This is a genomic window from Thaumasiovibrio clandestinus (assembly GCF_047250365.1).
Classification (GTDB): Bacteria; Pseudomonadota; Gammaproteobacteria; order Enterobacterales; family Vibrionaceae; genus Thaumasiovibrio.
The window spans coordinates 26331-50870 of the sequence record NZ_JBLBVL010000009.1 but is presented as its reverse complement, the minus strand read 5'-3'; the positions used below and the strand labels follow the sequence as shown (position 1 = coordinate 50870).

Below are 24540 nucleotides of genomic sequence, written 5' to 3'. Positions count from 1 at the left end.
CCATGGTTGCTTAAAATCTACCCAGACAATCGCAACAACCACGCGTTACCATGATTTTAAGCAGTAAAACTTTCAGAATCTGATGGTATAGTGTTAAACAGCTGTGATTTTTTTACATTCATTAATATTGGAGAAAAGCTATGCGCCATCCTGTTGTTATGGGTAACTGGAAGCTAAACGGTAACAAAACAATGGTCACGGATCTGATCAAGGGTCTGGACGCAGCACTAGCTGGTGTTGAAGGTGTTGATGTGGCTATCGCGCCACCAGTTATGTACACCGATCTAGCTGAGCAACTTATCAGCAAAGCTGACAGCAAAATTATCCTAGGCTCTCAGAATGTTGATGTTAATGCGAGCGGCGCGTTCACTGGCGATATCTCTCCAGAAATGCTGAAAGACTTTGGTGCGTCTCACATCATCATCGGCCACTCTGAGCGTCGTGAGTACCACAACGAGTCAGACGAGTTCGTTGCGAAGAAATTTGCATTCCTAAAAGAGCACGGCCTAACGCCAGTGTTATGCATCGGTGAATCAGAAGCACAAAACGAAGCAGGTGAAACTGAAGCAGTATGTGCACGTCAAATCGACGCTGTAATCAACCTGCTAGGTGCTGAAGCACTAAACGGCGCAATTATCGCGTACGAACCAATCTGGGCTATCGGTACTGGTAAAGCTGCAACCGCTGATGATGCACAACGTATTCACGCGTCAATCCGTGCACACATTGCTGAAAAGAATGCAGACGTAGCTAAAAACGTTGTTATTCAATACGGTGGCTCTGTAAAACCTGAGAATGCAGAAGCTTACTTTGCACAGCCAGACATTGACGGTGCATTGGTTGGTGGCGCATCACTTGATGCAGAAAGCTTTGCCGCTATCGCAAAAGCAGCCGCTAAAGCGAAAAACGCATAAGCCGAGACGAAAAATAAAGCACGCTCATTGGCGTGCTTTTTCGTTTGATACAAAAAAGCACAGCCCGATATGGTCGCTGTGCTTTTTTTAACTCAATAAACGTTAGAACAATTTGTTTGCTAAGTCATAGAGATCTTTCTTAAACGGACGGCGCATGTTCTCAATAGCATCAATGATATCGTGGTGTACCATCTTCTCTTCTTGAATACCAACACAACGACCACCTTCGCCTTGCAGCAGCAGATCGACAGCAAACGCTCCCATACGAGAAGCTAAAACACGGTCGAACGCCGTTGGCTGACCGCCACGTTGGATGTGCCCTAAGATCGTTGCACGCGTCTCACGACCCGTTTCCGCTTCAATGTACTTAGCCAGTTCATTGACATCGGTCATCAGCTCAGTAATCGCAATAATTGCATGCTTCTTACCTTTATAGATGCCCTCTTTGATCTTAGATAGCAGCTCTTCCTTGTTGAGGCCAACTTCAGGTGTAATGATATACTCACATCCACCCGCAATAGATGCCATCAACGTCAAATCACCACAGTGACGTCCCATTACTTCAACAATTGAAATGCGCTGGTGAGACGAAGACGTATCACGTAAACGGTCAATCGCATCAATAACAGTATTCAGTGCTGTTAGGTAACCAATCGTATAGTCAGTTCCTGCTACGTCATTATCGATCGTACCCGGCACACCAATACATGGGTAACCCATTTCGGTTAGCTTCTTCGCCCCCATGTATGAACCGTCACCACCGATCACAACCAATGCATCGATACCATGCATTTTTAGGTTTTCAATGGCTTGAGCACGTACTTTTTCATCTTTAAACTCAGGAAAACGTGCCGAACCTAGGAACGTTCCTCCTTTGTTGATCACGTCTGATACACTGTTCCGATTTAGTTTTTCAATTCGGTTCTGATGCAGGCCCAAATAGCCATCATAAATACCGTAAACTTCCAAACCTTCAGACAGTGCTGAACGAACCACGCCGCGAACCGCAGCATTCATACCCGGTGCGTCACCACCACTGGTCAATACACCAATCTTCTTAATCATGGTTACCCTCTGACATTGGGAATTAATAACAATTCCTAGAAACGGGTGATTGGGGTTCCCCTTCCCAATCCAACAGCACGCTGCTTATCCCGCATTACTACTGTAACTTTCTTACCTAACGTAGGAGTATTACAATTTTGATAAAAAAATTTGTTGATTCACATCAGGATCAATCCCGACTTTGTGATTGAATCCATAATTATTCCATTGTTTAGCAATCACATGCTATAGAAATGTTAGGGAATTTCTCCTTTCTGCTCTCGTTTTGTTCCCACCACGGATACCGGATCTTGATGAATAATAATATCAGCACCAGGAAAAGCGACTTCTAATAGGTCTTCCACTTGGTCGGCAACTCGATGTGCATCGATCAACTTTAAATCATCGTCTAACTCTAAATGTAGCTGAATAAACTTAATTGGACCGGATTGCCGAGTTCGCAGCTCATGCACACCATGTACACGCTGTACATTAATGGCTATTTTACGAATTTTGGCTAATTCGGCGGCTGGAAGTTGATGATCTAGCAGCGTTTGCACGGCTTGGTGGCCCATCATCAAAGCGCCAATAAGAATATAGATACCAATACCAATGGCAAACAATGCATCCGCTTCCATCCAGCCCCACCAACTCAAGGCCAGTGCGACCATGATGGCCATATTCATATAAAGATCAGATTTGTAATGCAGAGAATCTGCGGCAATGGCCTGACTACCGGTTTGTCTTACCACCCAGTTTTGAAAAGAGACCAGGGCTAGTGTAACGACGATAGCAAAGCCACTCACTGCCACCCCATAGCCAGGTTCAAGTAGGACTTGCGGACGAAATAGACGCTCCACGCCACTTAACAAGAGAAAACAGGCGGAGCCAGAAATAAACATCGCTTGCGCCAACGCCGCTAAAGATTCAGCTTTACCATGACCAAATCGATGTTCACGATCGGCAGGCTGTAATGCATAGCGCACGACAATAAGATTGGTAATTGATGCCGCCATATCTAACACAGAGTCGACGAGCGACGCCAACATAGTGACTGAGCCCGTATGCCACCATGTTACCAACTTAATTAACATCAATAGTGTTGCCACACCAGATGCAGTCCAGGCTGCCGTTTGTACTAGCTTGGCATATTTTGCGTTCATAGATAGTCCATCACCTGAAAATGATGGACAAGTATACACGACTAGAAAGAGGAAGAAAGCGGAGGAGCCCTCCGCTAACCAACCGTATCATTACCACCAATCACGGCAATTTTGACGACGACCATCGCGCTTACCTTTCCTATCTTGGTATGTTTCCATGTTATTTTGTTGCTGCTCTAAGAGGGTTTGCTTCTGCTCGTCCGTTAGTACACTCATTAGGGCATGGCGTTGCTCCAGCATTTCGATTCGACGTTGTTGCTGTTGCCCTGTCATCTGTTGGGCCAACTGTTGTGCCGCTTCATGATCAAATTCCGGCGCAAGCATCAGTGCATGCATTGCTTCGCGATGTGTGTCACGAACCGCTTGGCGCGTCACGTTGTCCTGTGCGCTTTCAGCACGGAAATTTTCACGCAACGTGTCTATTTCCTTTTTTTGTGCGTCACTCAAATCCAATTGTTGCAACCCTCTAGACATATCAGCAGAGCAAAAGTCACGTTGACCCTTTCCACCCTGAGGGCCACCAAATGCCAGTGCGCCGATTGAGGTTGCTAACAATGGTATTGCTACGGCTACTGCAATAAGGGTTTTGTTTTTCATGAGGTGTTACTCCTGTTGTTTAAACTAACTGAATACCAGTTTAGTTTAGCGGCTTATGTGTAAAGCAATGCCTACTGAACGTAAAGATGGGTAAAGCTCTATCATGTCGGCTTGGCAATCAATTGCGCTTTCATAGATACTAGGCTTCTAATAGGAGGAGATGGCATGCATACAATATTATTGGTCGATGACGACAAAGAGCTGCGCGACTTGCTCTGCGACATACTCACACTGGAAGGGTTCAATGTCATTCAAGCCAGTAACGGCGAGGAAGGGCTAAAACAACTCTCTCCGCAGGTTGACCTCGTATTGTTGGATGTCATGATGCCGATGATGAATGGCATGGACATGCTACGCCACCTGCGTAAGAACTACTCGACCCCAGTACTGATGCTGACCGCGAAAGGCGATGAGATTGATCGTGTGCTTGGCCTTGAGTTGGGGGCTGACGACTACCTACCAAAGCCGTTTAGTGATCGCGAACTGCTAGCGCGCATGCGAGCCATCCTTCGACGCACTAAGGTAGAGACTAAAAATCAGCATGATACGCTCTCCTTTCAAGATATTGTCATATACCCCGGTCGCCAAGAGGCTTATTGCCAAGACCAGCTCATTGAGATGACCGCGACCGAGCTGGCGCTCCTTCACTATTTTGTTCAAGCGCCGGGCACCATTATCTCGAAAGCCGATTTAAGCCTAAATGTGCTTGGTAAGCGCCTCTCTCCTTTCGACCGTGCCATTGATATGCATGTATCAAACTTACGTAAAAAACTGCCGGAACGCGCCGATGGTAAACCGCGCTTGAAAACACTGCGTGGTAAAGGTTATTTATTGGTTGAGGATAGTGAATGAACTTGCCACGCTTCTCCAGTCTCTATGGGCGTATCTTTGCCACATTTTGGTGCACGCTGCTCATCGTTGTGATCGCACTGTTAGCCCTGCCACGTTTTGATCCTCGGTCACAACATAATATTCCGCAGCAACACTTAGAGGGTACTCAGCAATCAATCGCCCAGTTTTCAAAAGTATCACTACCCCTTGAGCGCAAAATAGAACTGATCCGTAACAAACAAAAAGAGCTCAATTATGTTGCACACTTTACCTCGCCAGATGGCAATCCTATCGGGCGGGTTCCAATGCCAATGGCACGCGGTATCGCTAGCTTTGCAGCCAGCTCCTATGACCCCAGCAATCCACAGCAACAACGGTTTGGCCATGGCATTGTCTCTGGTCCTTTTATCCTAAATGCAGAAGATGGTAGTGCCTATATGTACCTCATTCGCAGAGGGACAAATAAAATACCTTGGTTCATTCGCTTATTAGACGAGCCATTTAAAATGCTGTTAATCACGATGTTGGTCAGCACGCCCTTCTTGCTATGGCTGGCTTGGGCCGTGACCCAACCAGCTCGTCGCTTACAACTGGCCGCCGAAAAAGTTAGCCGCGGGCAATTGGAGCCAGATCCTTCATTGGAAAAAGGGCCCAGCGAATTCATTAAAACCGGGCAGAGCTTCAACCATATGGTCAGCACGCTAAATAAGATGATATACGGGCAGCAACGGCTGTTGTCGGATATTTCACATGAGCTGCGTTCACCCCTAACCCGGTTGAGAATGGCGGCTGCTCTGGCTGCCAGAAAGCAAGGCTCTAGCAAGGAAATCGACCGTATCGATACCGAAGCTGAACGGTTAGAAAGCATGATCTGTGACTTGCTGGACTTGTCTCGAATGCAAATCAATAGCCACATGGAGTTTCAGCACTGTAACGCTGAGGATATCTGGCTCGAAATGCTCAAAGATGCTCGATTTGAAGCTGAGCAGCTCGACAAGCAACTACACTGGAACCAGCTAGAAGAGTGGCACTTATTTGCCCACCCTTCGCTACTGTATAGCGCATTGGAGAACGTGATTCGTAACGCGATTAAGTACGCGCAAACAGAAATAAGCATCTCGTTTACCGCCGATAACAATACCCTAACCGTCATCATTGATGATGATGGTGCTGGCGTACCAGAAGCGGAAAGAGGCGAGATATTTAAGCCGTTTTACCGCGTTTCTACGGCGCGAGACCGTCACAGTGGCGGCACTGGGTTAGGGTTGTCCATAACCGAAAATGCCGTACGCCAACACAATGGCAGCATTGACGCGTCACAGAGCCCACTTGGCGGACTACGTATTACACTGTCATTGCCGCTATCACCAATCAATAACAGTGCAGCTTAAAAGGAGTAAGGCACGCATGCCATAGCGTGCCCCTTAATTTTGCAAGCTACTGCCCTGAAGGAAAACCCACTTGGCGCCAAGCTTCATAACTAATAATCGCAACAGTATTAGACAAGTTTAAACTGCGTGCTCCTTCCATCATTGGGACACGAATGCGCTCAAAGGCTGCATTTCGCACCTCATCCGGTAAGCCCGATGTCTCGGAGCCAAACAGTAAAACATCCTCATCCTGATAAGACATGCTAGCGTAATTTGTTGAACCTTTCGTGGTGCAAGCAAAGATACGTCGCTCACTCATCGCTTGTAAGAATGCCGCGTAATTTTCATGCCGTGTCACCCGCGCCATATCGCTGTAATCAAGACTGGCTCGGCGCAGTTGTTTCTCTTCCAAACTAAAGCCTAATGGTTCGATAAGGTGCAAATGGAAGCCGTTGTTAGAACAAAGGCGAATAATATTTCCGGTATTCGGTGCAATTTGTGGTTCATACAGTGCGATGTGAAACATAAAAACTAACTCAAAAAATTCTCAGGGATCACTGGCAGGGCCGAGCAATCATGGTTGATATAATCATCACGGCCTTAAATACCGTCACCACCAATAAACGTTTTACTGTTGCCATTAAACTGCTGATCCATGTCCATTGCCGGCATCTCTGACGTAGGGCGCCCCACGACCTTAGCCGGAACACCCGCCACCGTCGTATGAGCAGGAACGGGGTTTAATACCACTGAACAGGAGCCGATTTTGGCCCCTTTGCCCACCTCGATATTACCCAACACCTTGGCACCGGCACCAATCATAACGCCTTCACGGATCTTAGGGTGACGATCGCCACTCTCTTTGCCGGTACCACCGAGCGTGACGTCTTGCAAGATCGACACGTCATTTTCGATAACCGCCGTTTCACCGACGACAATGCCGGTCGCATGGTCAAACATAATGCCACGGCCTATCTTAGCGGCAGGGTGAACATCGACCTGACAAACCACAGAAATCTGATTCTGCAAATAGACCGCCAACGCGACTCGACCTTGCTTCCAGAGCCAGTTCGCAACGCGATAGCCTTGCAGGGCATGATACCCCTTAAGGTATAACAAGGGGATAGAACACATTTCCACAGCAGGGTCACGCTCAACGATCGCCTTAATATCATAAGCTGCCGCCTCACCAATTTGAGGATCATTTTGAAACGCTTCTTCAACTACTTCACGCACAGCCATGGCCTGCATCGATGGCGTCGCGAGCTTATTGGCAAGAATAAAGCTTAATGCCCCCTGCAAATTATCATGATTTAAAATGGTGGCATGATAAAAGCTAGCCAACATCGGCTCTTGCTCTGACTGTTGTTTTGCTTCGGTACGGATGAGCTCCCATACCTGATGTTTGTGGCATTCCATCGTGGGTATAACCTGTAAAAACCTCGTTGCTATAACTGTAACCATGTGGGTAGAAAATACAATCCACCCATAAAAAAACGCGCCAAAATGGCGCGTTTTTTTATTCACAGAGACGAATACCGTTAGGATTCACCCTTCTTGTCACGAGCCAGCAGATCTTTTGCGGCTTGTCGGGCGTCTTTATCCTGATAAAGAACCTGATAAATTTGGTCCACAATCGGCATTTCGACGCCATGACGTTGAGCTAGCATCCATACCTCTTTGGTATTACGATAACCCTCGACCACTTGACCAATCTCTTGCTGCACTGTATCAACATCACCGCCTTGACCCAAACCGAGTCCAAAGCGACGATTACGCGATTGATTATCCGTGCAGGTCAAGACCAAATCACCCAGTCCAGCCATGCCCATAAAGGTTTCAGGCTGTGCACCTAATGCAGCACCAAGGCGACACATTTCAGCTAATCCACGCGTGATCAGAGCCGTTCGCGCATTCGCACCAAAGCCGATCCCATCGGACATACCTGCACCAATGGCAATCACGTTTTTGACCGCGCCACCCAACTGCATACCAACAAAATCACGATTGCGGTAAACGCGGAATGTTTTGCTGCAGTGAATGGTCTCTTGCAAATCGGCAACAAACTGTGCATCCGTAGAAGCAACAGAGATAGCGGTAGGCATCCCTTTCGCCAACTCCATCGCAAACGTCGGGCCAGAAAGGACCGCCAGTGGGATAGCTTCACCTAAATGCTCAAAGGCAACGTCTTGAAGTAAACGACCCGTTTCCGGCTCTAGCCCTTTGGTTGCCCAACACAAGCGTGAATCATCGCGTAGAAATGGTTTCACTTGTCCTAGTACGAGGCCAAAGACGTGACTTGGTACCACCAGCAATAAATCGCGACTTGCTTGCACTGCTGCTTGTAAATCACTGGTAACAATGAGGCTATCAGGAAAATCGACCCCCGGAAGAAACTCTTCATTTCGGCGATCAATTTCCAGTTGAGCCATGTGCTCATGCTCATGGCCCCACAATACGACATTCGCTCCATCACGCGCTAAAGATATCGCCAGAGCGGTACCGTATGAGCCAGCACCCAATACGGTCATTGTGATTGGGTTATTGGTCATCTCAGTCACCAAATTATGCTTCTGCTTGACCTTGCTCACCCGCTGCTTGTTGCTTTTGCAGGTAGTTCATGAACAATGCGTCAAAGTTAACTGGTGCTAGGTTCAGTTGTGGGAAAGTTCCCTTAACGACCAAGCTAGAAATAGTTTCACGTGCGTACGGGAACAAGATGTTCGGGCAGAATGCACCTAGGCAATGCGCAAGTTGTGGCGCTTCCATACCAGCAACAGAGAAGATACCGCCCTGCTGTACTTCACATAAAAATGCTGTGTCATCAGCATTTTTTACCGTTACAGTCAGACGTAAAATCACTTCATAAACGCCTTCAGTCAGCTGACGGCTTTGCGTATCAAGATCCAGTTTAACGTCTGGCTGCCACTCTTTTTGGAACATTTCCGGCGAGTTTGGCGCTTCAAAAGAGACATCTTTCAGGAAAATACGTTGAATTTGGAAGTTTTGTGTATCTTGGGTTGGTTGCGCTGCTTCAGCCATAGGAAAATCCTTTACATATATCTAAATAAAATATGCAGAGCGTTGTCTGCATTAAAAATCGGGTTATTTTTTCTTCGCTTTCTTACCGTTGACGAGTGGCATTTTTGCCTCTGCCCAACCAATAAGACCATCTTTTAGCAGATAAACACGCTCAAAACCGCCCTTCGCTAACAGGTTGGCATTTTCATGCGCCGTTTGGCCTGTCTTGCATACAACGATGATGGGGGTTTGTTTGTGCTTTTCAAGGGATGTAAGAGTCTGCGCTTTAATCTCGCTTGGCAAAACGTGAATTGCGTCGACAATATGGCCGCGAGCAAATTCATCTTTACTGCGAATATCGACAAATACGCCCTCTTCACGATTCACCAGCATTGTCGCACCTTGCGCATCAACCACGGTATAAGCGGCTGTTTTTTGCTTTATAATTGAGGTGATCACGGTAACCAACAATCCTACCCAGATCAGGGATAACATCAGGTTGTTCGTCGCAAAGTCCAAGTATTGTTGCATCTTAACTAACTCTGTTACTGAATGTATGAAGGCTTGAGTATACCCACGTAAACGGGCTTGTACAGCCACGACATACAAAACCGCGCTAACGCTCACTATCGTTTTGCAGTGTAGCACGCGATATTAACCTACCGATAACCCACCAAGTCAATTAGACGACTTTAATCCAGAAAAATACCCCCGCACCCTTTACACTATGTAATCAAAATGAATATATTTTACGTAATCGTTATCACCATGCCTGACGAATGTTTGATCTTAACCTGCAATTCTGGCGTGGTATTGTTGTAAAATTACATGACTAGCGCATTACAAACAGAGTTTTAACTACTTAAAGAGGACAGGTTATGTCTGCGAAAAAGCCAATGGCTTTGGTGATCCTAGATGGTTGGGGTTATCGTGAAGACACGCAAAGCAATGCAATTGCCAATGCAAACACCCCAGTTATGGACGATTTGATGGCAAACAGCGCAAACTCGCTGATTTCAGCCTCTGGCATGGATGTCGGCCTACCTGACGGCCAAATGGGCAACTCCGAAGTGGGTCACACCAATATCGGTGCAGGCCGCGTGGTCTATCAAGATCTTACCCGCATCACAAAATCCATTGCTGATGGCGACTTCTTTGAAAACGACGCCATTGTGACAGCAATGGACAAAGCGATTAACGCTGGCAAAGCCGTTCACCTGATGGGGCTAATGTCTCCGGGTGGCGTACATAGCCACGAAGACCACATCGCTGCAGCCGTTGAAATGGCCGCAAAGCGAGGTGCCGAGAAAATCTACCTACACTGCTTCCTCGATGGTCGCGATACACCGCCACGTAGTGCACAAGCATCTCTAGAACGATTTGATGCTCTGTTTGCTCAGCTTGGCAAAGGACGTGTTGCGTCTTTGGTGGGCCGTTACTACGCTATGGATCGTGATAACAACTGGGATCGCGTTGAAGTTGCTTATGACCTACTAACCAACGCCAATGCCGCCTTTACTGTCTCTTCTGCTGTTGAAGGACTAGAAGCCGCATACAGTCGTGATGAAAACGATGAGTTTGTTCAAGCGACAGTAATTCAAGCTGAGGGACAACCCTCTGCTGCGATGGAAGATGGCGATGCCGTTATCTTCATGAACTACCGTGCTGACCGTGCTCGTCAAATCACGCGTACCTTTATGCCTGATTTCACTGGCTTCGCACGCAAAGCATTCCCAGCCTTGGCTGACTTCGTGATGCTGACCGAATATGCCGCGGATATTCCAGCCTCTATCGCTTTCCCACCGGCATCGCTTGAGAATACGCTCGGTGAGTGGCTATCCAAGCATGATAAGAAGCAACTTCGTATCTCTGAAACCGAGAAATACGCGCACGTTACTTTCTTCTTCAATGGCGGTAAAGAAGATGAGTTTGACGGCGAAGTTCGTTCACTGGTTAACTCGCCGAAAGTTGCCACCTACGATCTACAGCCTGAAATGAGCTCTGTTGAACTAACTGAAAAGTTGGTCGCGGCGATCAAAAGTGGCGAATACGACTACATCATCTGTAACTATCCAAATGGCGACATGGTGGGTCACACGGGTGTTTATGATGCAGCGATTGCAGCGTGTGAAGCACTAGATAGCTGCATCGGCGAAGTGGTTGAAGCGATTAAATCTGTGGATGGGCAAATGCTAATCACAGCCGATCACGGTAATGCCGAGATGATGGTTAACCCTGAAACGGGTGGCATCCACACGGCACACACCAACCTGCCGGTACCACTTATCTATGTTGGCGATAAAGAAGTAACCGCAGTTGAAGGTGGAAGCTTGTCTGATATCGCACCAACTATGCTGTCACTCACAGGGATGGAAACCCCTGAAGAGATGACTGGTAAGGTGCTGTTCAATCTGAAATAATCACAACCATGCGGAATGTGATTAGTGTGATTAAACGCTCTATTTTCGCCAGAGCATTTTGCTCTGGCGTTTTGTTATGCCTGTCACTTCCAAGCCTTGCCTCACAAGCACAGCTCGACGGTGTACAACAAGAGATTGACCGCCAGTCCAACCAGATTTCACTGCATCAAACCGATCTATCGGCACTGCAAGCCGAACTAAAAACCCTCGATAAACGTATCGCTGGCTACAGCCAGCAAACACGTACCTTAGAGCAACAACAACAACAGACATCTCAGCATATCAGCCAGCTCAATAAAGAGCTCAATCAATTAGAACAAACACAAGCCAAGCAAAGAGCGTTGATTGAAGAGCTACTGGTCGTGCAATACAAGCAAGGTCACCAGCAACCTCTTGCCGATCTGCTAAATCGCGGCACACAGCAACAACGCGAACGCATGCAAACCTATGCCACTTACCTTAGCCAAGCGCGAATAGATACACTGGAACAGCTAGCGGCAACAGAAACAGAGTTGAGCCTCAAGCGCCATCAACTCAGTCAGCAGCAACAAGCTAACCAGACACAATTGACGCAGCTAAAAGAGAAGCAGCTCGCATTAAAAGACAATCAGCAGCAGCAACGCAAAACGGTTTCACAAATAGAGCGCACACTCAAAGAGGGGCAACGCTACCTGCAAGAGCTGGAAACCAACCAAGTTAGATTGCAGCAAGAAGCAGCAAAAGCCGCAGAAGCCGCGCGCCGCGCCGCCATTAAGATGGATGGCTTAGCTAAATACAAAGGTCGACTCGACTGGCCTGTTAGCGGTAACGTTGTGCATCGTTATAATAGTGCTCAAACCGGACAATTAAAGTGGAAAGGCATGGTGATTGCCAGCCCTTCTGGTACTGAAGTCAAAGCGGTACAAGATGGTAAAGTGGTTTTTGCTGACTGGTTACGTGGTTATGGATTATTAATCATGCTCGATCACGGCAAAGATACCATGACCCTCTATGGCTATAACCAAACATTGTTGCGAAGCGTGGGTGATACCGTGAAAGCTGGCGACCCCTTAGCATTAGTCGGTGATAGTGGTGGCCAAGATCAGAGCGCACTCTACTTCCAAATCCGCCAGAAAGGCCAACCTATCAACCCGCACCCCTGGTTAAAATAAGGAGAAGGCATGCGTTTTGGTGTAAGTTTACTGTGCTTAACACCGTGCTGGCTGCAAGCCGCCCTACTCGCTTTGGTTATCGATGATATGGGCTATCGCCCACTTCCGACGGAATTCGATAGCTTACCACCTGAGATCAGCCTATCCATTTTACCGGATACCCCATACGGCCAAGCCGTTGCCCAATCAGCAATGTCACAACAGCGTGATATTCTCATCCATATGCCAATGCAGCCGGCTGGCGCTGCACCTTTAGAGCCCGCCACCCTGCTCGAATCTATGTCACAAGAGAGATTGCAGTCCATTCTGCGCAGCGCTATCACACAGTATCCAGATGCGATTGGCTTAAACAACCATATGGGCTCATACCTTACTGCTCAGCCTGAGCCTATGCACTGGGTGATGCAAGTGTTGGCGTTATATAACCTCCACTTTCTCGATAGCATGACGACCATTGATAGTCTTGCTGCCACAACGGCGCGTCATTACCAGATCCCGACCTTGCAACGGCATATTTTTATCGATCATGAAGTTAACCCTGACTTCATCACTCGACAACTAAAAGTTGCAGAAGCCGCGGCACAACAACACGGTTTTGCTATTGCTATTGGCCACCCTCACCCACTCACCCTGCGCATTTTACAACAGCAACTCCCCTTGCTTGACGTGGAGCTAGTGAGCATCTCGACGTTATGGAGTAGCGGTAAACGTTAGGCGCTAACTTAGCCAGATCATCTTTGACTAAACACGAAATACTAATGAAGTGTAGGATTAGTTATTGGGACAGGTCATAACCTAAAAAGCCGAGTATTAATATTACTCGGCTTGAAAAGAACTCTCTTAATACAGATCTGAGGTTATTTAACTGCTTTTATACGGTAATTCAATAATCTGATACCCCTGAAACTCTTTAATCGTTAGGGTTACGCTATCTTCCTCAATCAAAACATCCTCTAGCTGCAACAGCTCATCGGTCGGAATCACCTCTTTTACATCCGCAAGGGTTAAAGTAAGCGTTAAGTTATTAACCACTGGCTTAGAGTCGACGATCAGTAATTCGCGGCACTTTGACTCAGGAACATAATTGAGCAAGTGAATAACATACCGACCATGACTTTCTTGTTTATTCACAGTTGTAATAAGTGATTTTGGTCCGTTGTGCTTAACTAACGGCTTACCCAACAGTGCGTTACATTGATCTGCAACTAATGTACGGATCCAGCGAGCCCCTTTATCGGCATATATCTCAAATACCGGATTACCAAAATATGCAGACTGCTCAGTCGCCACCAAAGAAGGGTGAATAACCTTACGCGACGAAGGTGTTTGACGGTGTGAGCAGAAGTTAGTCCCTTCCCTGTCGAAGTAAGGCGCAATGGCCTCGCCAAGTACAGTACTTCCCGGCTCAGCAGAGACTTCAACACTACCGGAATACATCACTAGCTCCTCTTCAGGAATGCCCTGCTCCTGAAGATGCTCAAGCGCTGCTGTACGCTTAAAGTAATCAAGTTTATGGGTGATTCTGCCTTTCGGATTAACTCCTACACCAGGGATCAGCGCCGAAGATAACTCGTCATTAAATGGCGTCATACCACACATCAACACCTTGCCACCTGTGGCCATAAATGCGTTAACTTTTTCTGTGAGCTGCGCCGACAAGCGGTAGTCATCAGGGAAAACGAGAAGCTTGTACTTCGACAGCTCAACAGTCGAATCAATAACATCAAATTGGAATCCACTGTCTTGCAGGATATTAGAGGCCGCCGTGAGAGACTTCGAGATCAGATCAGGATCTTCAACTTCTTTTTGCTCTAGTCCGGCAAAGCACTCCTCGGTATTAAACAAACCAATTTCGACCAGTGCCTCAGCACCGATAATATACGCTTCAGCTTCTTCTAGCTTATTATATACCTGCCCGATCAAGTTATATGTGGTCTCTGACAAAGTGCCATCTGGATGCATTTGGTCGCCAATGGAGCATGCGGTATTGAACGCCGTCGGCAGGAAGCACTCATATTCAAGCGCCTCAAGATTTTTGAAAGAGTGAAAATCACCCCAAGATGTTTGAAATTTCCCTGTCATTGACAGAACCGGCATATCGAACATACGAGAATAGCGTCCGATGACAGGATAATGGTCATATCCCCATTCCCCAGAAGGAAGGGACTCTACCTCTACATGAGACAAGGTATCAATAAACTCGCGATAATCGGGGAAAATATGGCTAGTATTGTAATATACCGTTGCTTCAGGATTGATTGAGCGTACTAATCCAGACATCTCTTCTCTGAATTTATTAAGCGTTTCTGTATAGAACTTAATCCTCTCAGCCTTATCTGTATAGTCAATGCCTTTCTCTTTCATCATGCCGACACAAGCATCACATGAGCAGTCTTTTACCCTTACAATATCGTAAAACAGACCATCAACATCATATTTATTTAAGAGTTCAACTGTCTCCTCTTTAATAAATTCAGCGTACTCTGTATTTACACAAAGGTATGAGTAGAATCCTTGCTCAGCCGTTGGCGCACTGTCATTTAGATTGACAATAACACTGCCATCTTGATTACGCATCAACCATTCAGGGTGCAAGGTTGCAATTTTTTGGTCCCACTGGATTGGAGTGTAAATAGGTACCTTAATCCCAACGCTATGGCACGCAGCTATCTGTTTGCCTAGTAAATCTTCAATGGCCAAATTCTTGTGTATGTGATCGGCGTGAATTTCTGACTTATAATATAGATTACCATGGTGGCATCGTGCAAAACAGGTTATCGAGTTTACATTTGCTTCTTGCAATGTGCTCGCGAATTTCTCTGCATCAAAATGCTTACCTACATCTGGAATTAAATCACTGGTATGAAAATCTAAATGAATTTGACGCTGATTAATATTTACATTCATAACTTTATTATCCAACATTATTAGTGATGATTAAATTTTTTAAACTATACCAATACTTCTTCTTTGATTTGTCTCTCGGCACTCATATTCTTATAGTTCTCAAGATAGTCACCTTTCAACTTATAGAACTTTGTATAAATAACATAAGAAAGTAGGCATGCGGCAATAGGAACAAGGAAGAATATTGCCTGCATTCCAGCAATAGTTTCAGGCGACTGCTCGACATTCGGCACATAACCACTTATTGACAGTCCAACTCCCATAATAAAGCTTACAATTGCTTGGCCAAATTTAAATTGCATTGGCATCGCAGAGAAAATTATACCTTCAGAGCGAAGACCTGTTTTGTATTCTCCGTAATCAATACAATCAGACAGCATTAATATCATTAGGATGAGCATAATACCATGTGCTGCTCGGATGATAATAGAGCCTGTTGCGACCAATAATTTGCTTTCTGGTGCAAAGAAGCCAGAGTAAGCCAGAATGGCACAACCAATAAGAGGCAGTAGGAAACACAATTTAGTAAGATTTTCACGAGTTGTCAATTTTAATAGCTTTGGTACCAACAGCTGCATGACAACTTCAGAAATACCTGCAACTAGCATAAACAATGCAAATAGCTCAGTACTATTGATTACGTAAGTGAAATAATAGATAGCAAAGAACAGTACAGTGCTAACAATCATGAAGAAAGATAAAACGACGGCAAAAAGAACCAAAAACTGATCATTTGACTTTAAAATCTTAAACACATCTTTGAACGATGTTTTCTCTTTTTTGCCTACTTCAACATTCTCTTTAAAGTTGACTGCCAAGTTAACCGCTGAGATCAGGAAGAAAATTGAGAGAACAATAACAAAAATCGTGATCCCTACCGTCTCATTTCCGCCTCCCATTTTATTGGCAATTTGCAAAAAGAAAGAGCCGATAATTAGCCAAGCAATGCTAATCATGGTTCGAGGGTATGTAACTAGCCCCTCTTTTGCACGCTGCGTCTTAGCAATGTTTGGTAAAATACACCAAAACGGTATTTCATACATTGTAAACGCCATACCCCATAGAATGTAAGTTACTATAACGTAAGCAATAAGAACTGAACCTTCAAGATGATGGGCGCTAAACAGAGCAACCAAGAGCACACTGTTTAATATCGCACCACCAAGCAGCCAACCCTTGATTCGACCAAAACGTGACTCTGTTGTATCGACAAGCATTCCCATTACCGGGTCATTAATCGCATCCCAGAACTTCACTGCGAAAAATAATGTACCGATGAGCGCCGGAGCTAAGCCAATAATATCCGTGTAGTAATACATTGCATATATCATTACTACGGCGACAGTCATATCCTTACCAAGGCCTGCTAGGCCATACGATATTTTAGTACGTAGGGGGATGTCATCAGAAAGCATTGCTTCACTTATTGTTCTATTATTCATAATTCCCTCATAAACAATCTTTATTAACTTTAGTCTGAATTTATATTACGAGTATATCTTTACCTTCCAGGCTTCGACTATCAAGAGCACATAATTCATCATCTGTAATAATAATGTCTATATCTTCAAAGTCAGCAAGCTTTATTAATCCTCTTTTATTTCTCTTGTTTTTTTCAGCAAGTAAAACAACCTTATCTGATGAGCTAATCATAGCTTGCTTTACTGTCGCGTTATGTTCGTTTGATTCCCAAACACCTTTGATGGGGTCGAATGAACTACAGGCCATAAACAGCATATCTATCGATAATCTTTGCAGATTCTTTGTTGTAAGATTTCCATAAAAAGAAGAGTATTTCTCAGAATAACTACCACCTAGGCAAATAGTGTTGATGTTGTTTTTCTTTGACAAAACTTGAACTATATCAAGAGAATTAGTTATCACAGTCAATGATATATTGGGTATTGCCTGCGCAAGAAACCATGATGCTGAGCTTGCATCTAAACCAATCACTTCGCCTTCTAATATGTAATCAAGTGCGTTATTTGCAATAACCCTCTTTCCTTCGGCATTCGTTTTCATCCTTCTTGAAAATGAACTGCCAATATCGGTATTATCCATTACCTTTGCACCACCATGAGTGCGAAGAAGTTGACCAGAAGAATCAAGAACATTCAGATCTCTACGAATTGTTTCTACAGACACATTAAAAACACTAGAGAGATTAATCACATCACATTCTTCATGAATATAAAGATGATTCATAATACCTACCCTTCTTTTATCGCTCTTCTTCATAGGTCTCTCATCTGCTGCGTTCTGATGAAACAATAAAATAAATATATTTGATTCAATATTTCCATGATGTAAAACTTGACTCCTATCACAATGAAATGATCGTATTGATAAAAATCATGAACCAGATCTCACTGCAATTTGACCGAAAACTTTAATACGGGCGAAAAACGGGTAACCATCAATATCTAAACAGGCAACTCACAAAGTAATTTCCTTGCCTTTAATAGATAAGGCTTATATTTAACCTTAAATAGTCTGTCAAGATTATGGAAATCAGTCACCTGTTTAAGACTTAATTGCGGCATGAAGCTAGCTGTAACCCTATTCACCTTAGATAAACGCTATTAATGTAATATCTATGAAGAATTGTAAGCTATTACTCAAGAAAATAGCCATTTTAGGCCTCAACTCGGCAATGTGGGCAAAATATCCCGATGATTATCTGCCAAAGTAGGCAATTTCACTACCCGTATCACATAATTTATATTAGATGGCGCGTTATTGTTTTACTCGCGGAAGGGGTCTGAGCCACCGTCATCAATCATAAAAAGCTGTCTCGACGCTGCCTAGGCTCAATCGAAGATACAGTCTTATTGGTAGGGTCATGAGCTCAGCAAAGTTTTCAATATATTCCCAGTCATCCATACCTAGGATGTAGCACATACTGTCAGAAATAAAATATCGAACAATGGGGACGAAATCTTAACCGACTGGCGAGATCTTGGATCACTGCAAAAGAAAGCATCTAGATAGACGCTCATCAAGTCACTAATGTCGGTTTAGTTTGGTTGTTGCGAAAACCATGAATGTTATTAACACCAATATTGGCTCAATAAAAAATAGATAAATTTCAGTTATTAGCGGAAGAAAACAGAAATAGTGATTGGTTTTAGCCCCAAAAGATCATGGGGCTAACTTAATAGGGATTTGACGCTAAATTGGGGCTATTTCGAGGCTAAATAAGGCTGTATTGACCATTTTCATGATGATATAACCAATTATATATCAACAATACAGCGCTTATCTCTTTAAAATCCCTTACTCCCAGTCAAGGATAACTTTGCCTGACATGCCTGAGCGCATAACGTCGAAACCTTCCTGGAAGTCATCAATTTTGTAGTGGTGGGTGATGATTGGTGTTAGATCTAAGCCTGATTGGATCAAACTTGCCATCTTGTACCATGTTTCGAACATTTCACGTCCGTAGATACCTTTAATCACCAAGCCTTTAAAAATCACTTGATTCCAATCTACCGCCATATCTGATGGTGGAATACCTAACAGTGCAACGCGACCGCCGTGATTCATCGTTTGCAGCATAGAGTTAAATGCAGCAGGAACGCCAGACATCTCTAGGCCAACATCGAAGCCTTCCGTCATGCCCAGTTCTGCCATCACATCTTCTAGTTTTTCATTTGCAACGTTAACCGCACGAGTCACACCCATCTTGCGTGCAAGATCCAAGCGGTATTCATTAACATCGGTGATCACGACATGACGTGCACCAACGTGTTTTGCCACAGCGGCTGCCATAATACCGATAGGGCCAGCACCGGTGATCAGGACATCTTCACCGACCAGGTCAAACGATAGCGCAGTGTGAACAGCGTTACCAAATGGGTCAAAGATTGAAGCAAGATCATCTGAGATACCTTCAGGGATCTTAAACGCGTTGAATGCTGGAATAACCAGATATTCAGCAAATGCCCCTTCACGGTTAACGCCAACACCCGTGGTATTACGACACAGATGAGTACGGCCACCACGACAGTTGCGGCAATGGCCACACGTGATATGCCCTTCACCAGAAACGCGATCGCCAATCTCAAAGCCACGCACTTCCTGGCCAATACCAACAACTTCGCCCACGTATTCGTGACCAACAACCATAGGCACAGGAATGGTATTTTGTGACCACTCATCCCAGTTGTAGATATGAACATCAGTACCACAAATCGCGGTCTTCTTAATGCGGATTAGCAGGTCGTTATGTCCTAACTCAGGTTTCTCAACCTCAGTCATCCAAATGCCCGGTTCTGCTTTTAGTTTTGCTAGTGCTTTCATTTGATCAGCCCCATCTCTTTACCAATTTCAATAAAGGCGTCAATCGCCTGATCGAGTTGCTCACGGCTATGCGCGGCAGACATTTGCGTACGAATACGCGCTTGACCACGAGGAACTACAGGGAAAGAGAAACCAACCACATAAATACCACGTACGAGTGCACGCTCAGCGAAATCTGCCGCCACTTTGGCATCACCCAGCATGATTGGGATAATCGCATGATCAGCCCCGCCCATGGTAAAGCCTGCTGCTTCCATACGGGTACGGAAGTGTGCAGCATTTTCCCATAGTTGATCGCGCAGTGAACCACTCTCTTTTAGCAGGTCAATAACACGAATAGATGCCGATACAATCGCTGGAGCTAACGAGTTAGAGAACAGGTATGGACGTGAACGCTGACGTAACCAGTCAATCACCTCTTTCTTACCGGCAGTATAACCACCAGAAGCGCCACCCATGGCTTTACCTAGGGTACCGGTGATGATGTCGATACGATCGATAACATCATGGAATTCGTGAGTACCACGGCCATTGTCACCCATGAAGCCCACAGCATGAGAGTCATCGACCATCACTAGCGCTTCATACTTATCGGCCAAATCACAAATGGCAGGGAGATTTGCTACCACGCCGTCCATTGAGAACACACCGTCAGTCACGATAAGAACGTGACGAGCGCCTTTCTCGCGCGCAGCTTTTAGCTGTGCTTCTAGCTCAACCATATCGTTGTTAGCGTAGCGGAAACGCATCGCTTTACACAGACGCACGCCATCAATGATGGATGCATGGTTAAGCGCATCAGAGATAATCGCATCTTCAGGACCAAGGATGGTCTCAAATAGACCCGCATTGGCATCAAAGCACGATGAATAAAGAATGGTATCTTCCATTCCTAAAAAGTCTGACAGCTTTTGCTCAAGCTGCTTATGAATGTCTTGGGTACCACAGATAAAGCGTACCGACGCCATACCAAAGCCGTGCTTATCCATGCCTGACTGAGCGGCTTCAATCAACGCAGGATGATTAGCCAGACCCAAGTAGTTATTTGCACAGAAATTAAGTACCTGTTCACCTGTAGACACATCCACTTGTGCCTGTTGTGAGCTCGTGATTAACCGCTCACTTTTGTAAAGACCATCGGCCTTTACTTCATCCAATTGTTGCTGAATTTGCTGATAGAAAGAAGCTGACATGAGCACTCCCATTTAATTATCGGTGAAATACCGATGTAATTAGACAATCATACCGTCTAAACGGATTAGTGCGGTCATTGTTACGAGTGGAGGCATTCAAGTCTTGTATAAAAGTGACACCTAAAGCAAATCTTGCTGCGCTTGATCACTATAATGTGATTCAAGTTCCATCACACGCTGTTTGCCCAGCCCCGTTGTCAACGGCTTCACTATCGATAGGATCTGAAGTACGCCCAAATAGACCACAGATTTTGTGATACGCGCTTTCGGCGCTTGGGCAGTTTGATAAGCGACCCAACTGGAGATAACCAGCTTTAATGTGTTCGCTAACCCCTGCATCTCTTTATCACCTAATGACAATAGTCCATTTTCACGGAAGCTTTCTAACAAAGTCACCGCATTTTGGTGCACCATTTCTTGTGCGATCAGATACTTTTCCTGTAACTGCTCGTCACGGCGAAGAATATCGGGCAAATTGGCATAGAAAAAACGGTAGCGCCACATCAACATGAAAATGGCATCAAGATACGTCAACAACTCTTCAGAGCCGTATTGTGCTTGAGGGGTAAAACTCAATTGCAAATCCTGCGCATATGCATCAAAGATGCTATCAATAATCTGCTCTTTATTGCGGAAATGGTAATAGAGATTTCCAGGGCTAATTTTTAAATGCGCGGCGATATGATTGGTAGTGACATTCGCTTCCCCATGCTCGTTAAATAGCTCAAGGGCTGCGTGAATAATGCGTTCGCGGGTTTTCATCTCTATCTCAGACTCTATGCAGCATAAACCGATAGTTTGATGGTATCATAGAACGAGTAGATGATTTTATTTGAAATGAATAATGCAGGATAGCCCAATGATTATAGTCACCGGCGGCGCTGGCATGATTGGCAGTAACCTTGTAAAAGCCTTAAATGAGCAAGGACACAACGACATACTGGTTGTTGATAATCTAAAGAACGGAAAGAAGTTCAAGAATCTCGTCGATCTCGATATTACAGACTACATGGACAAAGAAGATTTCATTGCGCAGATTATGGCGGGCGATGATTTTGGCTCCATCGAAGCAGTCTTCCATCAAGGTGCTTGCTCGGCGACCACCGAGTGGGACGGCAAGTACATGATGCTCAACAACTATGAGTACTCTAAAGAGTTATTGCACTACTGTTTAGAGCGCGATATTCCGTTTTTGTACGCCTCATCCGCAGCCACCTATGGTGGACGTGATAAAGACTTCATTGAAGAACGCCAATATGAAGGCGCACTCAATGTCTACGGCTACTCGAAGCAGCAGTTTGACAACTATGTCCGCCGCTTACAAAAAGACGCCGCTGACCATGGTGAAACCCTGTCGCAAATCACCGGATTCCGCTACTTTAATGTCTACGGCCCACGCGAAGAACATAAAGGCAGCATGGCATCGGTCGCCTATCACCTCAACGAACAGATCCAGCGCGGGGAAAACCCCAAATTGTTCGCTGGCAGTGAAACCTTCAAGCGTGATTTCGTTTACGTCGGCGATGTTTGTAAAGTCAACCTATGGTTCTTTGAACATGGCGTTTCTGGCATTTTCAACTGTGGCACAGGTCGCGCTGAATCTTTCCAAGCCGTTGCGAACGCCGTTATTACCCACCATGGTAAGGGAGAAATTGAAACCATCCCATTCCCAGAGCACCTTAAAGGCGCTTATCAAGCATACACTCAGGCGGATCTTACCAAGTTACGTGCTGCTGGCTGTGATGTGGCTTTTAAAACGGTGGCAGAAGGTACCGCTGAATACTTGCAGATCATCAGTTAAACTCACATAACGGTGGGCACGCGTGCCCACCCTTTAGAAGGCCATTATGAGCACACCCCGTAACGACTTCGACCCTATCGCTTATAACCCAACATTTAAAAACGCTTGGCTTAAACCTAAGTACTGGGGTACTTGGTTAACGGTTCTACTTGGATTACCGTTAGCACTAACGCCTGTTCGCTTTCGAGCTTGGATTGCGATGAAACTGGCCAGCAAACTGGCTAAAAAAAATCGCGGTTCCATATACAAAGCCAAATACAACTTGAAAGCCTGTTTTCCTGAGAAAACCGAGCAAGAGCGCCACTCGCTATTAACGCAATGCTTAACAACCGCAGGCACTTACCTGCTCGGCTTTGCTGCCGTCAGCTTACGTAGCCGTCACTGGCTACAACAGCACTCTGATATCAAAGGGATGGAAAACCTCACTCAACATACCGAGCAAGGCGAAAACGTTATTCTGTTTGTTCCCCACACGTGGGCGATCGATATTGCCGCTATTTTGATGGCCTCATATGGCATGCCCGTGGCTGCCTTTGCGAACAAACAAAAAGATGAAGTTCTAGATTACCTCATGCACCGTCAACGGGTGCAGTATGGCGGTCGAGTCTACGATCGCAGCACTGGAATTAAGCCTTTCATTAAGGCTGTACGTGATGGGTATTTAGGCTACTATCTGCCTGATGAGGATCATGGTCCGGAAAACAGTGTGTTTGCACCTTTTTTTGGCACCACCAAAGCCACCTTACCGGGGCTAGGTAAACTGGCGAAAGTGACACGAGCGCACATTGTACCGGTCACATCGATGTATAACGCCAGCACAGGGCGATTTGAAATTGAAATCCATCCGGCTATCGAGGGACTGGCTTCTGGGGATGAAGCGGTAGACGCCCGCATTATGAATGCCTGCGTCGAGAAGCAAATTGCCCCTTATCCAGAGCAATATATGTGGATTCTTAAATTATTGAAAACTCAGCCTGATGGCAAAGATCCCTACGAAGGGCGCTAGAGAACTAAATCCTAGTAACCACCGGTGGTGGTTACTTGTCTCTGTTATAACGAAATCTCAACCGGATTATGTGTAATTCGCTGATTTTCAGGCGGTATTTCCATGTAGTTGCCATACTTGTCCGTCAAATATTTTTCCAATTGATTTGGTACGCAGATTTCAATATCTTCAAATGGCAATCTTCTTACTGGGTATAACTCAGCATCCGTAAAAAAGTCATCGCCGTGAAAGCCAACCCAACGTTTATCACCCTGCTGATTATATCGTGTCATTGCATCGTTAACTTTCTTATATGCTGTTAATGATGGCGGATAAATTGCTCTATAAAACAGAGATTTGAAACAACCAACAATACCTGCGTAAAACTTCGTCACACGAGAGAATCGACGGATAAGCTCATTTATTTCATCTTTATCCTGAGTATTATCTAGCCCGCGATCCAACGGAAATACATCAATAAAAATACCTTGATGAATTTTCGCATTCTCGAAGCCCGCTTCGACAAATCGAGTATTATTACGTCGAACTTTCGCAAAGTATAAGCTGTAATGTTTATCTGTCTCTGCTGTCTGTATGAATAGGCTCTCTGGCAGCTCACTCTGTAATGACAAAAAACGCTCGTAATTATCGCGCGTCATCGCTATATCAATATCATCATCCCAAGGAATAAAGCCTTGATGCCTAATTGCTCCTAAAGCGGTTCCACCTACAGCAACATACTCGATATTTTCTCGGTCAAACACCGCAATGAGGTCTTTTAATACCGCCAACTGTGTTAGCTGTACCTGACGGGTTTGACTGTCTACTTCAATATTCATTT

Annotated in this window: 23 protein-coding genes and 1 pseudogene; 8 read left to right on the top strand and 16 right to left on the bottom strand. The window is 45.3% G+C overall.

All coding sequences use genetic code 11. From position 1 onward, the window contains the following. Positions 1-140 precede the first annotated feature (140 nt). Positions 141-914, top strand: a complete 774-nt coding sequence (tpiA, locus tag ACKLNH_RS13315; RefSeq protein WP_413112750.1) for a triose-phosphate isomerase — start codon at positions 141-143, stop codon at positions 912-914. 102 nt (positions 915-1016) lie between these two features. On the opposite strand, the gene pfkA is transcribed toward tpiA, so the two are convergent. From pfkA to ACKLNH_RS13300, 3 genes are all read right to left on the bottom strand, one after another. After that, positions 1017-1979: a 6-phosphofructokinase gene (gene pfkA, locus ACKLNH_RS13310; RefSeq protein WP_413112749.1), complete on the bottom strand. Its 963-nt coding sequence runs from the start codon at positions 1977-1979 to the stop codon at positions 1017-1019. Between the two features lie 236 nt (positions 1980-2215). Beyond that, the gene (gene fieF, locus ACKLNH_RS13305; RefSeq protein WP_413112748.1) at positions 2216-3121 is read right to left on the bottom strand and encodes a CDF family cation-efflux transporter FieF; all 906 of its coding nucleotides are present in this window, start codon (positions 3119-3121) and stop codon (positions 2216-2218) included. A 90-nt stretch (positions 3122-3211) separates the two neighbouring features. Beyond that, entirely contained in the window at positions 3212-3718 is a 507-nt protein-coding gene (locus ACKLNH_RS13300; RefSeq protein WP_413112747.1) for a Spy/CpxP family protein refolding chaperone, read from the bottom strand. 165 nt (positions 3719-3883) lie between these two features. Between ACKLNH_RS13300 and ACKLNH_RS13295 the strand changes: the two genes are divergently transcribed. Together ACKLNH_RS13295 and cpxA are read left to right on the top strand one after the other, a co-directional pair. After that, positions 3884-4570: a response regulator gene (locus tag ACKLNH_RS13295; protein ID WP_413112746.1), complete on the top strand. Its 687-nt coding sequence runs from the start codon at positions 3884-3886 to the stop codon at positions 4568-4570. Then, positions 4567-5940, top strand: a complete 1374-nt coding sequence (gene cpxA / locus ACKLNH_RS13290) for an envelope stress sensor histidine kinase CpxA (RefSeq protein WP_413112745.1) — start codon at positions 4567-4569, stop codon at positions 5938-5940. The genes ACKLNH_RS13295 and cpxA overlap by 4 nt, the downstream gene beginning before the upstream one ends. Positions 5941-5986: 46 nt before the next feature. On the opposite strand, the gene ACKLNH_RS13285 is transcribed toward cpxA, so the two are convergent. The 5 genes from ACKLNH_RS13285 to ACKLNH_RS13265 all read right to left on the bottom strand — a co-directional run bounded on the left by ACKLNH_RS13285 (position 5987) and on the right by ACKLNH_RS13265 (position 9471). Then, positions 5987-6445: a tRNA (cytidine(34)-2'-O)-methyltransferase gene (locus ACKLNH_RS13285; RefSeq protein ID WP_413112744.1), complete on the bottom strand. Its 459-nt coding sequence runs from the start codon at positions 6443-6445 to the stop codon at positions 5987-5989. Between the two features lie 74 nt (positions 6446-6519). Then, positions 6520-7338 (bottom strand): serine O-acetyltransferase, encoded by an 819-nt coding sequence (cysE, locus tag ACKLNH_RS13280; RefSeq protein WP_413112743.1) that lies wholly within the window; start codon positions 7336-7338, stop codon positions 6520-6522. A gap of 122 nt (positions 7339-7460) precedes the next feature. After that, positions 7461-8471 carry an NAD(P)H-dependent glycerol-3-phosphate dehydrogenase gene (gpsA, locus tag ACKLNH_RS13275; RefSeq protein WP_413112742.1) on the bottom strand — a complete coding sequence of 337 codons (1011 nt, stop codon included), beginning with the start codon at positions 8469-8471 and terminating at the stop codon, positions 7461-7463. A gap of 13 nt (positions 8472-8484) precedes the next feature. Further along, positions 8485-8961 carry a protein-export chaperone SecB gene (gene secB / locus ACKLNH_RS13270; protein ID WP_413112741.1) on the bottom strand — a complete coding sequence of 159 codons (477 nt, stop codon included), beginning with the start codon at positions 8959-8961 and terminating at the stop codon, positions 8485-8487. Between the two features lie 63 nt (positions 8962-9024). Further along, a complete protein-coding gene (locus ACKLNH_RS13265) occupies positions 9025-9471 on the bottom strand; it encodes a rhodanese-like domain-containing protein (protein ID WP_413112740.1) in 447 nt (148 codons plus the stop codon). Between the two features lie 347 nt (positions 9472-9818). Here ACKLNH_RS13265 and gpmM point away from each other — a divergent pair, with 347 nt between their 5' ends. From gpmM to ACKLNH_RS13250, 3 genes are read left to right on the top strand one after another with little or no spacing between them, the layout of a single operon-like run. Beyond that, complete coding sequence (gene gpmM / locus ACKLNH_RS13260) at positions 9819-11360, top strand: 2,3-bisphosphoglycerate-independent phosphoglycerate mutase (protein ID WP_413112739.1); 1542 nt, start codon at positions 9819-9821, stop codon at positions 11358-11360. Positions 11361-11386: 26 nt separating this feature from the next. After that, a complete protein-coding gene (locus tag ACKLNH_RS13255) occupies positions 11387-12511 on the top strand; it encodes a peptidoglycan DD-metalloendopeptidase family protein (RefSeq protein ID WP_413112738.1) in 1125 nt (374 codons plus the stop codon). Between the two features lie 9 nt (positions 12512-12520). Then, positions 12521-13225, top strand: a complete 705-nt coding sequence (locus ACKLNH_RS13250) for a divergent polysaccharide deacetylase family protein (RefSeq protein ID WP_413112737.1) — start codon at positions 12521-12523, stop codon at positions 13223-13225. 147 nt (positions 13226-13372) lie between these two features. On the opposite strand, the gene ACKLNH_RS13245 is transcribed toward ACKLNH_RS13250, so the two are convergent. The 7 genes and pseudogenes from ACKLNH_RS13245 to ACKLNH_RS13215 all read right to left on the bottom strand — a co-directional run bounded on the left by ACKLNH_RS13245 (position 13373) and on the right by ACKLNH_RS13215 (position 21675). Further along, the gene (locus tag ACKLNH_RS13245; protein WP_413112736.1) at positions 13373-15418 is read right to left on the bottom strand and encodes an alpha-amylase family protein; all 2046 of its coding nucleotides are present in this window, start codon (positions 15416-15418) and stop codon (positions 13373-13375) included. A 44-nt stretch (positions 15419-15462) separates the two neighbouring features. Next, a complete protein-coding gene (gene melB / locus ACKLNH_RS13240; RefSeq protein WP_413112735.1) occupies positions 15463-16860 on the bottom strand; it encodes a melibiose:sodium transporter MelB in 1398 nt (465 codons plus the stop codon). Positions 16861-16900: 40 nt separating this feature from the next. After that, a complete protein-coding gene (locus ACKLNH_RS13235) occupies positions 16901-17656 on the bottom strand; it encodes a DeoR/GlpR family DNA-binding transcription regulator (protein ID WP_413112734.1) in 756 nt (251 codons plus the stop codon). Between the two features lie 615 nt (positions 17657-18271). Further along, a pseudogene (locus ACKLNH_RS13230) lies at positions 18272-18417 on the bottom strand (ISAs1 family transposase); the annotation flags it as partial. Between the two features lie 277 nt (positions 18418-18694). Then, entirely contained in the window at positions 18695-19720 is a 1026-nt protein-coding gene (gene tdh / locus ACKLNH_RS13225) for an L-threonine 3-dehydrogenase (RefSeq protein WP_413112733.1), read from the bottom strand. After that, the gene (locus ACKLNH_RS13220; protein ID WP_413112732.1) at positions 19717-20913 is read right to left on the bottom strand and encodes a glycine C-acetyltransferase; all 1197 of its coding nucleotides are present in this window, start codon (positions 20911-20913) and stop codon (positions 19717-19719) included. The genes tdh and ACKLNH_RS13220 overlap by 4 nt, the downstream gene beginning before the upstream one ends. Before the next feature lie 120 nt (positions 20914-21033). Then, positions 21034-21675 carry a TetR/AcrR family transcriptional regulator gene (locus ACKLNH_RS13215; protein WP_413112731.1) on the bottom strand — a complete coding sequence of 214 codons (642 nt, stop codon included), beginning with the start codon at positions 21673-21675 and terminating at the stop codon, positions 21034-21036. A 97-nt stretch (positions 21676-21772) separates the two neighbouring features. On the opposite strand from ACKLNH_RS13215, the gene rfaD reads away from it, so the two are divergent. Both rfaD and lpxM read left to right on the top strand, forming a co-directional pair. Further along, entirely contained in the window at positions 21773-22714 is a 942-nt protein-coding gene (gene rfaD, locus ACKLNH_RS13210; protein WP_413112730.1) for an ADP-glyceromanno-heptose 6-epimerase, read from the top strand. 46 nt (positions 22715-22760) lie between these two features. Further along, positions 22761-23720 (top strand): lauroyl-Kdo(2)-lipid IV(A) myristoyltransferase, encoded by a 960-nt coding sequence (gene lpxM, locus ACKLNH_RS13205; protein WP_413112729.1) that lies wholly within the window; start codon positions 22761-22763, stop codon positions 23718-23720. 44 nt (positions 23721-23764) lie between these two features. Here lpxM and ACKLNH_RS13200 read toward each other — a convergent pair whose 3' ends face one another. Continuing rightward, positions 23765-24538, bottom strand: coding sequence for a LicD family protein (locus tag ACKLNH_RS13200; protein WP_413112728.1), 774 nt, complete (start codon positions 24536-24538; stop codon positions 23765-23767). Between the last annotated feature and the right edge of the window lie 2 nt (positions 24539-24540).

Coding starts and splice junctions, on each gene's coding strand:
- tpiA (WP_413112750.1), top strand. CDS start 141: ATGCGCCATCCTGTTGTTATGGGTAACTGGAAGCTAAACGGTAACAAA.
- pfkA (WP_413112749.1), bottom strand. CDS start 1,979: ATGATTAAGAAGATTGGTGTATTGACCAGTGGTGGTGACGCACCGGGT.
- fieF (WP_413112748.1), bottom strand. CDS start 3,121: ATGAACGCAAAATATGCCAAGCTAGTACAAACGGCAGCCTGGACTGCA.
- ACKLNH_RS13300 (WP_413112747.1), bottom strand. CDS start 3,718: ATGAAAAACAAAACCCTTATTGCAGTAGCCGTAGCAATACCATTGTTA.
- ACKLNH_RS13295 (WP_413112746.1), top strand. CDS start 3,884: ATGCATACAATATTATTGGTCGATGACGACAAAGAGCTGCGCGACTTG.
- cpxA (WP_413112745.1), top strand. CDS start 4,567: ATGAACTTGCCACGCTTCTCCAGTCTCTATGGGCGTATCTTTGCCACA.
- ACKLNH_RS13285 (WP_413112744.1), bottom strand. CDS start 6,445: ATGTTTCACATCGCACTGTATGAACCACAAATTGCACCGAATACCGGA.
- cysE (WP_413112743.1), bottom strand. CDS start 7,338: ATGGAATGCCACAAACATCAGGTATGGGAGCTCATCCGTACCGAAGCA.
- gpsA (WP_413112742.1), bottom strand. CDS start 8,471: ATGACCAATAACCCAATCACAATGACCGTATTGGGTGCTGGCTCATAC.
- secB (WP_413112741.1), bottom strand. CDS start 8,961: ATGGCTGAAGCAGCGCAACCAACCCAAGATACACAAAACTTCCAAATT.
- ACKLNH_RS13265 (WP_413112740.1), bottom strand. CDS start 9,471: ATGCAACAATACTTGGACTTTGCGACGAACAACCTGATGTTATCCCTG.
- gpmM (WP_413112739.1), top strand. CDS start 9,819: ATGTCTGCGAAAAAGCCAATGGCTTTGGTGATCCTAGATGGTTGGGGT.
- ACKLNH_RS13250 (WP_413112737.1), top strand. CDS start 12,521: ATGCGTTTTGGTGTAAGTTTACTGTGCTTAACACCGTGCTGGCTGCAA.
- ACKLNH_RS13245 (WP_413112736.1), bottom strand. CDS start 15,418: ATGAATGTAAATATTAATCAGCGTCAAATTCATTTAGATTTTCATACC.
- melB (WP_413112735.1), bottom strand. CDS start 16,860: ATGAATAATAGAACAATAAGTGAAGCAATGCTTTCTGATGACATCCCC.
- ACKLNH_RS13235 (WP_413112734.1), bottom strand. CDS start 17,656: ATGAAGAAGAGCGATAAAAGAAGGGTAGGTATTATGAATCATCTTTAT.
- tdh (WP_413112733.1), bottom strand. CDS start 19,720: ATGAAAGCACTAGCAAAACTAAAAGCAGAACCGGGCATTTGGATGACT.
- ACKLNH_RS13220 (WP_413112732.1), bottom strand. CDS start 20,913: ATGTCAGCTTCTTTCTATCAGCAAATTCAGCAACAATTGGATGAAGTA.
- ACKLNH_RS13215 (WP_413112731.1), bottom strand. CDS start 21,675: ATGAAAACCCGCGAACGCATTATTCACGCAGCCCTTGAGCTATTTAAC.
- rfaD (WP_413112730.1), top strand. CDS start 21,773: ATGATTATAGTCACCGGCGGCGCTGGCATGATTGGCAGTAACCTTGTA.
- lpxM (WP_413112729.1), top strand. CDS start 22,761: ATGAGCACACCCCGTAACGACTTCGACCCTATCGCTTATAACCCAACA.
- ACKLNH_RS13200 (WP_413112728.1), bottom strand. CDS start 24,538: ATGAATATTGAAGTAGACAGTCAAACCCGTCAGGTACAGCTAACACAG.